The organism is Vibrio sp. SCSIO 43086 (genome assembly GCF_051132235.1).
GTDB lineage: Bacteria > Pseudomonadota > Gammaproteobacteria > Enterobacterales > Vibrionaceae > Vibrio > Vibrio diabolicus.
In genome coordinates, this window is record NZ_CP072678.1 from 1,722,704 (window position 1) to 1,736,867 (window position 14,164).

Annotated in this window: 11 protein-coding genes and 1 pseudogene; 8 read left to right on the top strand and 4 right to left on the bottom strand. The window is 42.9% G+C overall.

The window, feature by feature from the left end; translation table 11 throughout:
- Positions 1 to 29: 29 nt before the first annotated feature.
- Complete coding sequence (locus tag J8Z23_RS23925; RefSeq protein ID WP_434635518.1) at positions 30 to 1,799, bottom strand: choice-of-anchor I family protein; 1,770 nt, start codon at positions 1,797 to 1,799, stop codon at positions 30 to 32.
- A gap of 199 nt (positions 1,800 to 1,998) precedes the next feature.
- Between J8Z23_RS23925 and J8Z23_RS23930 the strand changes: the two genes are divergently transcribed.
- Positions 1,999 to 2,343: a HopJ type III effector protein gene (locus tag J8Z23_RS23930; protein ID WP_005375560.1), complete on the top strand. Its 345-nt coding sequence runs from the start codon at positions 1,999 to 2,001 to the stop codon at positions 2,341 to 2,343.
- A gap of 38 nt (positions 2,344 to 2,381) precedes the next feature.
- Here the strand turns inward: J8Z23_RS23930 and J8Z23_RS23935 are convergent, their stop codons facing one another.
- A complete protein-coding gene (locus tag J8Z23_RS23935; protein WP_161444353.1) occupies positions 2,382 to 2,690 on the bottom strand; it encodes a cysteine-rich CWC family protein in 309 nt (102 codons plus the stop codon).
- A 143-nt stretch (positions 2,691 to 2,833) separates the two neighbouring features.
- On the opposite strand from J8Z23_RS23935, the gene J8Z23_RS23940 reads away from it, so the two are divergent.
- On the top strand, positions 2,834 to 3,049 hold the full coding sequence (locus tag J8Z23_RS23940; protein ID WP_434635519.1) for a DUF3820 family protein: 216 nt from the start codon (positions 2,834 to 2,836) through the stop codon (positions 3,047 to 3,049).
- A gap of 40 nt (positions 3,050 to 3,089) precedes the next feature.
- Entirely contained in the window at positions 3,090 to 3,335 is a 246-nt protein-coding gene (locus tag J8Z23_RS23945) for a hypothetical protein (RefSeq protein ID WP_046873683.1), read from the top strand.
- 140 nt (positions 3,336 to 3,475) lie between these two features.
- Here the strand turns inward: J8Z23_RS23945 and J8Z23_RS23950 are convergent, their stop codons facing one another.
- Together J8Z23_RS23950 and J8Z23_RS23955 are read right to left on the bottom strand one after the other, a co-directional pair.
- On the bottom strand, positions 3,476 to 3,724 hold the full coding sequence (locus tag J8Z23_RS23950; RefSeq protein WP_046873682.1) for a hypothetical protein: 249 nt from the start codon (positions 3,722 to 3,724) through the stop codon (positions 3,476 to 3,478).
- A gap of 768 nt (positions 3,725 to 4,492) precedes the next feature.
- The gene (locus J8Z23_RS23955) at positions 4,493 to 6,097 is read right to left on the bottom strand and encodes a S8 family peptidase (RefSeq protein WP_395214323.1); all 1,605 of its coding nucleotides are present in this window, start codon (positions 6,095 to 6,097) and stop codon (positions 4,493 to 4,495) included.
- Positions 6,098 to 6,500: 403 nt separating this feature from the next.
- Between J8Z23_RS23955 and J8Z23_RS23960 the strand changes: the two are divergent.
- From J8Z23_RS23960 to J8Z23_RS23980, 5 genes and pseudogenes are all read left to right on the top strand, one after another.
- Positions 6,501 to 6,769, top strand: a pseudogene (locus J8Z23_RS23960) (transposase); the annotation flags it as partial.
- 273 nt (positions 6,770 to 7,042) lie between these two features.
- Positions 7,043 to 9,325 carry a TerB N-terminal domain-containing protein gene (locus J8Z23_RS23965; RefSeq protein ID WP_434635520.1) on the top strand — a complete coding sequence of 761 codons (2,283 nt, stop codon included), beginning with the start codon at positions 7,043 to 7,045 and terminating at the stop codon, positions 9,323 to 9,325.
- Positions 9,326 to 10,636 carry an ATP-binding protein gene (locus J8Z23_RS23970; RefSeq protein ID WP_240312126.1) on the top strand — a complete coding sequence of 437 codons (1,311 nt, stop codon included), beginning with the start codon at positions 9,326 to 9,328 and terminating at the stop codon, positions 10,634 to 10,636.
- Positions 10,633 to 12,822 carry a DEAD/DEAH box helicase gene (locus J8Z23_RS23975; protein ID WP_046873679.1) on the top strand — a complete coding sequence of 730 codons (2,190 nt, stop codon included), beginning with the start codon at positions 10,633 to 10,635 and terminating at the stop codon, positions 12,820 to 12,822. The genes J8Z23_RS23970 and J8Z23_RS23975 overlap by 4 nt, the downstream gene beginning before the upstream one ends.
- Positions 12,823 to 13,062: 240 nt before the next feature.
- Positions 13,063 to 14,082: an alpha/beta hydrolase family protein gene (locus J8Z23_RS23980; protein ID WP_434635521.1), complete on the top strand. Its 1,020-nt coding sequence runs from the start codon at positions 13,063 to 13,065 to the stop codon at positions 14,080 to 14,082.
- The last annotated feature ends 82 nt before the right edge of the window (positions 14,083 to 14,164 follow it).

Sequence of the window (14,164 nt, forward strand, 5' to 3'; positions counted from 1 at the left end):
TTGTGTTTCTAAATGACTTTTACATTGCTTTATAGGTTAATTCGGAAGACGGATGTCGTGCCAGATACTTCATTGCTAACAGCGATAAAATGACCACCATTGCGAGTAAAGTAATTAATGGATTCTGGGCCTAAATCGCCTGCTTTTGGATTGTATGTGCTGTTCGCGCATTCACCATCTTCGACTTCTGTACACACTGGCTGATTGTAATCACGACGGTTTACGTAATGTAGGAACTGCACTTGTTTCGGATCGGTAATGTCATAAATCATAATACCGCCTTGGCGCTCCAAGCCGATAAACGCGTAATGGCGGCCGTTAATTTGTGCTACTTCAATCGCCTCTGGCTCAATGCCTTTATCATCACTTCGGTCATCGCCACTGTGATTGTTATCGTTGGTACTGTTGAAGTTTTTACCTTCATTCAGCAGCGCGATAGTCGCAAAATCGTCACCACTATCGAAGACCAACTTGCCGTTTTCATCCCAAATCGAGAATGAACGCGCGCCAAATGCTTGAACATTATCTTGTGCAGAAAGCGTTTGTTCCGGCTTAATCACTTTTAAACGCGCGAGTTGTTTGTTGTCTTTTAGTGCTTCTGCCAATGGGTGTTCTGCTGCTACTTTCAGCTTCTTACCGCGCACTTCATCAACATGGCTTAGACAGGTCCCTTGCTCGGATGTGTATTCATCTGTACCAAGGAAATCGTCCTCATCCCACATAAAGCCTGCTTTGTCGCACAGTTCTTGAGTGGTTTTGAATCCGTACTCACGGCCGTCGCCTTCATTTGCAGATACGATGTAAGTACTCCCATCCACTGAGTAGCTGTCGATGGTGTCAGGCATAAATAATCCAACCAGTTGTGGGTAGCTTTTCAAGTTTCCAATAATTTTGTCTTTGTTAGATGCATCGAGTTTAGCGTCCGACCAAGACTTCTCACCTAAGCCAACAATTTTTTCTACCGATTTGCTCACTGGATTGACGATTGCCATGGCGTTATTTTCTTGTAGCGCGACATAGATTTTACCGTTATCTGCAAAAGTGAGGTATTCCGGCTCTAGATCTTGAGCGATGGTGGCGTTTGGCCCCGAAATACGCACATTCATTGGAAGCTCTGCTTTTCGTGAGCCATCAAATTCGTTAAAGCCAATTTGTGTCACTTCTGTTTGAGTAACGCCAAGGTTCAGATCGATCAGAGTGACGCTACCTTCAGGATCGACGCTGTAATCGCTGTTTGGTTCGCCCTCATTAGCGGTTGCGATGTATCGGCCATCTTTCGAGAAGCCAACCATGTCTGGCAATGCGCCTGTTGGGAAAGTCATGACTAATGACAAATCGTCGGAGCGGTACAAACCAACAATACCATTCGCTTGTTTATTACTGTTTTCAATCGCAACCGCGACCAAACCATTGAATACAGCGACACTGTTTGCAGCGCCAATTTCAACGCCAGCCGCTTCGCCAGCGCTGTTGAGATCAATGAATGCGGTTTGGGTTGGTACGCCGTTGTCATCCATAGAAAGTACATCGACACGTTTTGCTTCAGCATTGACCACATAGAGCTTATCCGTACAAGCGTCATAACTGACGATTTCAGCTGCCGATGTGTCGAATGGGGCATCAGCAACGGATGTCCCGATAAACGTTAACCCTTGAATTGACGTTTCCCCAGCAACGGGCGCAGTGGTAGGTTTGCATTGTGTAGCGAATGAAGCCACGGTATCTTCGGGTTGTGATGAACACGCGATGGCAAGTGATGACAATGCGAGTGCACCGATTGCCTTTAAAGGGGTGATCATGATATCTCCTTATCAATCCGATACGCTGTCAATCAGCATGGGGTTTATGCTTCTGTCCATTTCCGCAATTGGAATGATAGAACGCTGAATGACGTGTGATTTGGTAAGGCTCTGAATATATGTATGATTGATGACTCTTATATTGGCTTTTTATGAAACTAATGTGTCATCAAAATGATGAAGTAGGGATAGAGGAATAATGGAATTAAAATCGTTTTTAGATTTGTTGGCAGCTTCACCAGAGCAGGTCGAATTTGAAGCAACGATGGCGGTGATCGAAGATAACTATACGTTTGAGCCAACCGCTTTTGTTAATGGTGAGACGCAAAACAACGCGGGTGAGAACAACGGTTCGTGTAAGATCTTCGCTTTCGGTTTGCTAAACAACCTAGACAAAGAAGCGACGCTAGCCTGCTTTGGCCGTTTTTATCGTGAAGATGTATTGCAGCATCCAGAGAATAGCGATCACCAGAATATTCGTAATTTTATGGTGACAGGTTGGGAAGGCATTAAGTTTGAAGCGTCTGCTTTAACCGCTAAATAAACTCCAGTCAGAAAATGCAGAACAGTAAGCCAGTCGTATTATGCGACTGGTTTTTTTTCTAGACATTTTCGGCACAAACACAGCTGGTTGGCGCTTGGCTTGGGTAAATCACGGGTTTCAATAGTAAAGCACCAACAGGTTTCTTTGCCTGCGGCGATATCACAATGGGCTTGAGTCCCGCACTCAGGACAATTGTGCGTTGAATCTTCCCCTGCGATTTGTTCGATAATCGTGTTTCGTTGGTGATCTGTTTTGTCTTTCCATTGGATGATTTCATCCATCGTTCGGTGACAACCAGAGCATATTCCGGCGTTATTTTTACATGCTGCTCGACAAGGTGACTTCATTGCTTTCTCGTTCTCATTTTTTATGCCGCGCACTCTAGCACAAAGCAAGTCAAAGCCGCCAAAATAAACGTGAGTGCGATTTGCTGGTGAGGAGAGGGCGGCAGTGATATTCTTGGACGAGTTACCTCAAATCTTTGTCACTTATGTTAGAAAAAGAAAACCTCATTAAACTCGCTAGAATGCAAATGCCATTTGGGAAATATGCAGGGCGAGTGTTAATCGACCTACCTGAAGAATACTTACTGTGGTTCGAGAAAAAGGGCTGGCCAAGTGGCGAGCTAGGGGATTTGCTCAAGCTGTGTTTAGCGCTCAAAATTGAAGGCTTAGATAGTGTCGTGAAGCCTTTGAAGCGTATGTAACCTGCCACAGAAACTCCCACTTTTAATGAAAAGACTTATTATGAATTTTGATATCGATGCACTGAAACACCACCAATTAGTCGAAGATGGTAAATTAGAGGGATGTTACATTCATCAGCCAGCTCAAGGTAGCCAGCAAGATGACAAAGCTGTTTTGGCAGAGCGCCAAGCGTTGGAAAAAATGGGGTATAAGGTAATACAGGTGAAAGCTAAAGGCGGGACAACAACGTTTGCCGAGGCGATGCAAAAGCTTGCGAAGGAAACTGGTCACCTGCCTAAGGAGTAAGTGAGTGTAACCTGTCACAGCCTCCCTAGTGATTCCACGATACCATGTGTTTTCATTCAAAAGAGCCAGACCGTTAGGCTGACTCTTTTTTGCTCCAAACCCGTTGAGAGCTTAAACATTGATCGTATCAATAAAGTCCGTCAGTAGAGAAACCAGTTAGTTGCATAAATAACGAGAAGGACTAGAAGACCTAGAAGGAATGGGAAGGTTAGCATCATTGCGAACTTTTTCTTGAAGCTTGGTTTATCGAATACCACGCCTTCGGCCTCCCTTACTCTTCGCTCTTCATCAAAATGCCATTTAATAGCTAAGTAAGCTCCAATACCTAGTACAATAAGCTTAAAAGCTCCAGCAAAGTACGGAAAGAAGTTAGCCCAACTGTCGTTCATTATCCATCTCTCTCAAATTAAATATGGGCTTTACGGTAGCAGAATCCAAGGTTTATGTTTAGTGCTCTCCCAAAGTCAGGTGCCCTGACTGGCACAAGCCTACTGATACTGCTAACTGTCCACAACTCTCTTTGCAATATCCTTGGTTATTAATGATTTAATAGAAAAGGACTCGAACATTTATATCCAGAGGCGTGTCGGTATGGTTTGTAACGTTTTTGCCCCATTCCAATTTAGCTCGTTTGAGCGTCTCTTTGCCTAATAGTTCCCATTTATAATGATCTTGCGTGGTTCAAGGCCCATTTCATCCAATGTTACCGTTGCCAGCCCATCAACATGTGCAGTATAGGGTCTGAGTTTTGAGTGGATACAATCTTCTCGGATTAGCCACTATATCGTTCACGATTATCAACAGCCAAGGTCAGGTCACGCGTTTGTCTCACAGCCTAAAATTGCAATTGAGAACCGCGGTCACAGTAAAGAATTTGTTTTGTATCATCTTGGGTTTGCCATCATGCCAAGATTTATGATGGAGAAAGAGTTAGCTCGAGGAGATTAAGTTCGCATCCTATTTGATGTACACGACTTGGAGAACCCGACTTATGCGGTGTACTAATAGAAAGCTTCGATGCCGTTTCGAGTTGAGTTCTTTAAGAAAAAGGCCGGTGCGTTTAAATAGCATCGAACGCCACCTATTAAACTCAGTATTCCCAAAGCAAAGCCCACCGACAAGTGGGCTTTGTTCTCTTTCAACAACGAAAATAATAACTAGTAGCTCGCTTGAATGCTGACACCGCTATAGTTTGAGTAACCTTGAATCATGACGTGATAACGTCCACTTTGTGTCGCGCTGACCGTACATGTTTCATTGTTACCGTATTTGAAAGGTCGGCAGTCCCATGCGTTCAGTGCTGGTTTTGCACCAAAACGGAGATACAGGTCTGCATCACCACTGCCACCATACATTTGTACGGTTAAGCGCTGCCCAGCTTCGACATCAACATAGTAATACGCTACTTGACCAGTTGAACCACTTAAACCGCTCACTGGCACGCCCGAGGTTAACTTGCCCTCTGGGTCTGGTGTTGGATCTGGGCCACCACAGTCTTGGCCACAATCAGCATCCGTTAAGCTATAAAGCAGCTTGTTCACGCTGCCTCTTGTATCCGTCACCTTTCCGCTAGTTGCGCGACTAACGATCAAGGCCTCTACTTGGCTTGGCGACAGCGAGCTGTTTTCTTGAAGATATAATGCCGCTACACCCGCCACATGTGGCGTCGCCATCGAAGTACCACTAATGGTTTTGTAACCACCGTCATACCACGCAGATTTGATTTGTGAGCCTGGCGCAAACACATCCACACAACTGCCCCAGTTTGAAAAACTCGAGCGTGCATCCGTGCTGGTGGTCGAGCCGACAGTTACACCAGTAGCAACGCGCGCTGGAGAGTAGTTACACGCATCGGCATTGGAGTTACCTGCTGCAAGCATAAAGCTGACACCTGACTGAACCGCACTTTGCACCGCACTATCGAGAGCGACAGATTGACCGCCACCTAAACTCATGTTGGCGACTGAAGGTCCGGAAGCGTTCGCAGCCACCCAGTCCACACCGGCAATAACACCAGACGTAGAACCCGATCCGGTACAGCTCAATACTCTCACGCCGACAAGGTTGACGTTTTTCGCAACACCATACAAGCTGCCGCCAATGGTGCCCGCAACGTGTGTCCCGTGTCCATTACAGTCACTTGCATCTGCATCATTATCGACAAAGTCATACCCAGAAACCGAGCGCCCACCAAACTCAACGTGTGCATTGTTCACACCAGTATCGATAACATAAGCCGTTACACCAGTTCCATCAAAGTTGGCACTGTAGTTGTTATCGAGTGGCAAGTTACGTTGGTCGATTCGGTCTAGTCCCCAAATGGCATTGGTCTGATTTGCGTCTGCCGAGACTATTGGGTCAAGCGATAGGATTCTGTCTTGCTCAATGTAGTCCACACGAGGATCAGAACGCAGATCTTTCAGTTGCTCAGGACTCAAGTTAGCGACAAATCCACTTATCGAGTGGTCAAAAACCGACTCCACTTGTATCGAATACAAACCAGACATGCGGTCTACAGACTGTTGCGTGAATTGCTCGAATTCTGTTGAGTTGCTCGCCATCATTTGCGGTTGTTGAAATACCACTATGTAGCGATCTGCAATGGCGATGTCGTCCGGTGCAAGCATCAAAGTGGCAGGCAATGTGTCGGGAGCTTGTTGTAACTCTGCACTGTCCGCAATCTCATTGGGTTGCGAAAAAGCGAGAGAAGAATGAAAACAGAGCGCGGAGGTGATACAACAACTTAGTAGTTTCTTTAACATAAAATGTTCCTTGAAATCATAGTCTTGTTGATTTTACCTAGTACCAAACTGTCAACACGAAAACACAGACAATCAGCGTAGTACGCTCAATACGTGCTGCAGTGACGTTACACAAATCAAACTAGACAATGAGTAACCATATGCATAATTGATAATAATTCGCATACTCAGAAACATGATCAATAACTAAGCTTTATTGAAATTGAAATGCAAAGATTCATTTAGATTTAGAGCAAAATCCCTAAAATAGAATAATTCTACACACCTGGCTTATTGCCTGTTATATGCACTATTCTTACCGATAATTTACGCAATAAAAACCTAACTATCCTTTCATTGGTCATGACTCAAATTGGTTGATAGATGTTAATATAGCCACCTGGTTTCTGATGTTTTTTAACTCATGGCTACTATCCAAGTTCAATGTCGTTTCTGTAATAAAACAGAGCCCGTCCGTGAAAATGGAAAAGGGCATTCTGGCTTTCCTCGTTTCAGGTCTATCGAGTGTCGAAAGGGCTTTCAACTCGATTAAGTTTACGAAGCCCGCAAGCCAGATGTAAAAGAAAAAATTGTCGATATGTCAATGAATAGCTCTGGAGTTAGGGGAACAGCACAAGTGTTGAATGTCGCATACAATATGGTATTGAGCACTTTAAAAAAATCTCGCCAAGGTAAGTAACCTCAATACCTTTCGATAGAGCAAATATAAGACGAATTTGTAAACTTGAAAGGCTAGCTGCATTGATTGAGGAATATGAGGAAAAACACTTCCCCATTTAAGAACTGCAACACACCTTTGCCCTTTTGTATTTTATCATTAAAACACCTCACACTTTGCTATGCTTCCATTTGACCTAGTTTATCTAATACATCAATATGCCATTTATTGACTACTGAGTAGGTGGTTGTTAGGACCTATCTACCCCATTGATACAAAGGTAAGAAATGGAATTTTTTGTTGGGGCTATCATCATCTATATTCTGTACAAGCTGATAACTAGGAACTCTAAGTCCAAAACTTCCAACAGCTATAACTCTCCCCAAAATAATACAGTCTCAAAGCCTTCTGTTCAAAAGAGTGATGCTTATGGCACGCAAGCGATATCAGTTTCCTCATACAGTGAAAATGATGAAGAGTTTGCAACGTTTACAATTCACACGAGTTTTGGAAGAGAAGCTGAAAAATCGTCTAACAAACAAAAGGGTCGATGGATTGGTGAAAGTGAACATCTCACTATTGTCGGAAGAAACCTCAACAAAGGTCTTTTTTACTTTGGTGGGATAATGAACTCACTTGATGGATATGGGGTAGAACCATCTCTTATCGATGAGGAACGCCCCGCATCGAAATCTTTAATGAACATCGGGTCGGAATTACATACCGACGAAACACTAGGATACTGGCCAAGTTATTCCTCTTTATCAAAAGAGTGCAGAGGAGCCTATCTAGACTGGTTAGAGTCTGATCGCTCTGATCCAAATACACCAATCGGATACGTATTCATTTATTTCTATGGTTTTGAAAGAAGAATCATTGAAAATCAAGCTAACTCACAGGTATCCGATCAAGAATTTACCACAATATTTGAAGAAGTATTACGTCTTCATAAAGTGTTCAATGCAAACCGCTCTTTTAGAAGATATTCGGCCGATTTTCTTGAGTTGATGGTTTTGCTCAGACCAACTCTACTTGAGCGACGGATTGCAAATATACCAGATACAAACAATGCATTGTCATTCAAGTTTAAACTAGCCAAAACTATAGTTAATGGGCATCCCGTTGGAGCCGAGTTAGCTTTAGACTGGTTAAAAAATACATTTGAGTATTCGCTAAAAACTCCTGCTCGTAGATGTGAAGAGGAGTTTCGCAAACTTTTCGAAATAAGGTTCTCCCAAAAATTTGGTGAAGGTATATTAGTCAAGCCAAACAAAACAAAGCTTCGACTCTCATATCATGCAGCAAGTAACGGCATTAATGGAATTGATTTAAATTTGGAAGAGTTGCCTGATCCGAGTGTTCTCAAAGGTCCAATAAACAAGATTATCCCTATTGCCGAGCAGTGTACGGAAGACTTAAGTAGCTATAGTCGCTACTTAGGTAAGTCTGATACTTCGAAAAGTGATATAGCAGCTCTGATGTTACTACCAAATGAGCTAGCAAATGAATCTAACTCATCAATTATTGAATCTTTTAAGTCATGGGCTGTTCAAGTAATTCAGAACAATAACGGGATAACAACTGTTCAAGAGTTCTGGTCTCACACCGGAATGCCGCTTCCTAAGGCTATGAACAAGAAAGAAAACGAGCTCCTTATCAAACTTGCTGATAAAGCTGATATAGGTATCGCCCCGGATATGCGTTTTCACCAAACCAAGTTCAAAGCTGATGGCAACATTGTATTGTTCTCACCAAGCCATGGTGAATTTTTTAAACCTAGCTCGGCTTTCAACCAAGTAAGTCTGTGGATGAGGCTTGGTGCAATGGTGGCTACTATTGACGGTATCGTTGACCAAGACGAAAAACTGACGCTGCAAAAACTAATTGAATACGATGACCGACTGTCTCCATTCGAGAAAAGTTCATTGAATGCTTATCTGACGTGGCGACTTAACAGCCCAGCGAACATTGCGGGATTAAAAGCAAGAATAGAGCAGCTCAACTCCGCGCAAATTGAATCCTTAAAGAAATTTATGATTTCAATTGCTCTAGCTGACGGTAAGGTCGATTCATCTGAAATAAAGCAAATAGAGAAACTCTATACATGTCTGGGATTAGATAAATCGTATGTTACGAGCGATATTCACAACCTAGCATCTACGAGAACACCTAATTCCGCTTTCCCAACAACTACTGACCAAAGCGGAAATAAGTTCCAGTTGGATGAGAGCATTCTGGCGATGCATGAGAGTGATACCAGCGATGCCAAGAGCATGTTAGAAAACATATTTACGGTTGATATCGAACCGGAAATAGAGTCGATGAGTTCCTCCCCTACAGGCCATGATGGATTGGATAATGCGCATAAAAATCTGTTCGATATGCTCCTTAGCAAAGAAGTATGGTCTCGGCATGAAGTTCATGAACTTTGTAGCAAACTAAACTTGATGGTTGATGGCGCTATAGAAACTATCAATGATTGGGCTTACGAAAAAGTAGATGCTCCTGTCTTGGATGATGATGGTGATATATACGTTGATCTAGAAATTGTAGAGGAATTAAAGGGTTAAATGATGGTTGCAAAAAAAATACGTGCAAAAGAAAGAGATGCAATTATCCAATCTCTGAAGTCTGGTGTAACTCCAAAAGTTGGGATTCAGCATATTCAAGTTGGTCGCGTTAACGAACTAAAAGCACTCCTTCAAGATATTGAACGGATCTCCGATGGAGGCTCAGCTTTTCGACTTATTATTGGTGAATATGGCTCAGGCAAAACATTTTTCTTGAGTGTTGTTCGAGCTATTGCTTTGGAAAGAAAGTTGGTAACTGTTCATGCTGACTTGTCTCCAGATAGACGCATGCATGCATCTGCTGGGCAAGCTAGAAATCTATACTCAGAGCTAATGCGCAATATGTCTACGCGCAATAAACCAGATGGAAATGCGCTAACCAGCGTGGTCGAAAAGTTTATCACCGAAGTGAGAAAGGAAGCCGACACGACTGGAAAAAGCGTCAATACAGTTATTCATGAAAAGCTGTCTTCAATTTCTGATCTTGTCGGTGGATATGACTTCGCCAAAGTCATCGAGGCTTATTGGGTTGGACATGAACAAGACAATGACACACAAAAAGCTAATGCTATAAAATGGCTTCGTGCTGAATATTCAACTAAAACGGACGCTCGAAAAGATTTAGGCGTCAGAACAATAATTTCAGATACATCTTTTTATGATGCACTCAAAATAATGAGTCTATTCGTTCGCCAAGCGGGATATCAGGGGTTGCTCGTTAACCTCGATGAAATGGTAAATCTGTATAAGTTGAATAACACAACAGCTAGGACTTCTAACTATGAACAAATATTACGAATACTCAACGACTGTCTACAAGGCACTACCGAGTATTTAGGTTTTTTACTTGGTGGAACGCCTGAATTCCTGCTTGATCCTAGGAAAGGTCTTTATAGTTATGAAGCCCTTCAATCCAGACTTGCGGGAAATAACTTTGCGAAGCAAGCAGGCCTTATCGATTACTCATCTCCAGCCCTGCACCTCGCCAGTTTGACCCCGGAAGAGCTGTATATACTACTAAAAAATTTGCGTCACGTTTATGCCGAAGGTGATGAAAGCAAATATCTTGTTCCTGACGAATCCCTAATGGCGTTTCTAAAACATTGCAGTCAGACTATTGGAGACGCTTATTTTCGAACTCCACGTAATACGATAAAGGCTTTTTTGGATATGCTTGCGGTAATCGATCAAAATCCAACGATAAGCTGGAACAACCTAGTTTCATCGGTTGGAATTGAAGAAGATAAGCCCTCTGACGTTGAACTTGAATTAGGTGAAAACGAAGATGGCCTCTCTGACTTCAAATTATGATTAATGAACATGAAAAGCTCGATGTCCGAGTTCAGCGTTGGATATTTAAACAAGGTTGGGCAAACCTACGAGAAATCCAATGCCTAGCTATTGAGCCGATTCTTTCAGCGAAAACAGACCTTGTTATCAGTGCCTCGACAGCTGCGGGAAAAACTGAAGCGTTTTTTCTTCCAGCAATCAGTGCTATTGCTAATCAAGATGAAGGGGTTGGTATCCTTTATATCAGCCCGCTAAAAGCTTTAATAAATGATCAAGATAGACGTTTAGAAAGCCTCTCAGATCTAATGGGTTTGCCAGTCACCCCGTGGCACGGAGACAGTGCTAAAAGCCGAAAGAATAAGTTAAAAACTACACCAGCGGGAATTGTACTAATCACTCCCGAATCGCTCGAATCGTTGCTTATCCGAGATTCAGGCTGGATGAAGTCTGCATTTTCTGATTTGAAATATATCGTCATTGATGAGTTTCACGCATTTCTTGGCACTGAGCGCGGACATCACTTACTTTCTTTGCTTCATCGATTGGAGCATCTTCTTGGGAGTTTGAAGAAGCCGATTCCTAGGGTTGCTTTGAGTGCGACTCTCGGTGAGTTAGATAAAGTCCCATTGTCACTTCGTCCTAATCAATCTTTGCCATGTAAAATAATAAGGGACTCGAATTCGACATCGGTACTTAAGGTGCAAGTCAAAGGGTATGTGAACCCAGCTCAGGTAGACAGTGAAACGCCAATTGATGCTGAATACAAAATCTGCCAAGACCTATTTAAATTTTGCCGAGGAGGTAACCATTTAGTCTTTGCAAATAGCCGGAAAAGAACAGAAAGCATTGCTGCAACGCTTAGCGATTTCTGTGATCAGCAATGCGTGCCGAATGAGTTCTTTCCTCACCATGGATCGCTTGCCAAGGAATTGAGAGAAGACCTAGAGAAACGTCTTCTACAAGACCAGTATCCTACTACAGCGGTGTGTACCATGACTCTTGAGTTGGGTATCGATATTGGAAAAGTAAACTCCGTTGTTCAGGTTACGGCCCCCCACTCAATTTCGAGCCTGCGACAGAGAATGGGACGCTCAGGAAGACGTGGTGGTCCTTCTATACTGCGAGTGTTGATTGCAGAGGATGAACTCACAAAAGATTCAAACGTTGTCGATATACTCCGCCTGGAGTTAATACAATCCCTAGCAATGATTAGGCTACTCATCGGCAGTAAATGGTATGAGCCAGCAGATTTGTCCCTTTACCACTTTTCTACACTTCTACATCAAATACTCGCTGTTATAGCTCAGTGGGGAGGCATTCGGGCCGATCAATTATTTAACTTGCTCTGTAAAGAAGGGCCATTTCAGAAAGTTGGCGTAGACGACTTCAAAGGACTTCTAGTCCATATGGGGAATACTAATCTAATTACTCAGCTAGGTAATGGTGAATTAGTTTTAGGCATCTTAGGTGAACGTATTACAAGTCACTATTCATTTTATGCTGTATTCAAAACGCCAGAGGAGTACAGGGTTATTAATGGGACAAAAACGCTGGGAACACTTCCTATCGACTCACTTGTGTTAGTTGGGCAGAACATTGTGTTTGGTGGGAAACGATGGAAAGTAAATGATATCGATAGTGACAAAAAAACCATTTATGTTGAACACGCTAAAGGCGGTAAACCACCAAAATTTGGCGGTAGTGGAATGACAATCCATGACGTCGTTCGCCAAGAAATGTTTCGCATACTCAAAGATGGTGACTACAGAATTTCAGTCGGTAATAAAAAAGTGGATTTTGCAGATGCGATTGCAAGAGAACAATTCAAGGAAAGTGTCACCTTTTTTCAACGATCAGATTTAGCACGAAAACCGCTGCTGAAAGTTGGCAACAGTACTTATTTGTTTACATGGTTGGGAGATAAGGTAGTCAATACTATTGTAGCTCTCCTAATCATGAATGGATACGAAGCTAGCGCATATGCCGGTGTTATTGAAGTGGAAAAAACATCAGTTGAGGGTGTTAAATCGACTTTACGTACTTTAGCTTCAAAAAAACTGCCTAGTGAGACAGAGTTAGCCCAGTCCGTACTGGAAAAGCAAATCGATAAGTTTGACGAGTTTTTGCCTGAGGATATTCTCTCTATTGGATATGGTACAAAGGCGTTTGATATAAACGGGGCTAAAGAGTGGCTTATTATTGTTTAATATTTGTACTAGGTATAGGCTTCCCATACCTGATTTAATCCATATATTGCTAAATTAACTAGAAACTCTAACGAACTTCTGTCCAAGAGAGTGCTGGCGTAGTTCAAAGCAGGCACTTGCTTTGGTTTACTCGACTCCGAGCAACTTTATTGCTATGTTTCGCAAAATATATGGAGAATCTCCTGCGCGTTATTTTTCCAGATGCCGTGCAGAGTAATGTATTGATCGGCTGGGGTAAAAATGAAAACCAAAATAATAATGTCGTTTCTACTCGCTTCATTGTGTGTCAGTGTCAGCGCCAGTACGAATGAGCCGAAATACCATTCTGCGCTAACAATCAAAACGGTATTCAGTGAAGACAGAGATAAGCCAGTAGAAGTCTATTATTGGTATCCCACAACGAACGGAAAAACCAACTTCACGTTTGGTATGGGTAACATTTTTAAATCAGTCGAAACGCAGTTAGATGCCCCGTTAGCAAGTGGAAAATTTCCCGTTGTGCTTTTGTCGCAGGGCGGAACACGGTCAGCATTTTCCCATAGTGGTTGGATAGCTTCGGGCCTAGCGAAACAAGGTTATGTCGTTATTGTACCAAAGCCTCCTGCACCAAACGAAATCAATGCAGAAATGGCTGTTGATGAAATCACATTCAGAACCAGTGATTTGTTGCTTGGGCTGAACGAATTAAGTTCGGTCGGGATACTGTCCGGAGGCGTAGATACTGATGAAGTGCAGGGTGTCGGCTTTTTTCTGGGCGGGACATCTATGCTGATGCTCTCCGGAGCGCAAATAAGCCCGGAAAAATATCGAACATCGTGTCACAACGTAACCAATGTAGACTGTCATTGGTTACGTGAAAATAACGTTGATATTACCAACATCCCGGATCAAAAATTCCCCCGATTTCAGTCTGAAAGCAAACTGAAATCGGTCGTCGTTATCAACCCTGAGCTAACGAAAACTTTTGTCCCTGAAACTCTGGCCTTGATGAACAATGCTATCACCGTGGTGACGCTTTCTGATCGGCTACATCCCGCACTGACACCTGCCGAATCACTCGTTGCTCTTCCTAATGTGACATTTCAAGAGATCCCCAGAGCGAGTCAGTTTAGTGCGTTCGCAGAATGTACTGAGCGTGGCATTAAAATTCTCGCATCAGAAAGGGAGGAAGCACTTTGCCAGGAGCGTGACGAGGTTTCCAGAAAGGATAATCACCAACAAATTTTGGATGTAATTCTGGCTAGGTTAACAAAGTCATAAGAGTGCAACAATGTAGAGCTTTCTTACACATTGTGTGCTTGGACCAGCAAAGCGAGAAGTAAGTTTTTCAGGCTTGTCCCCA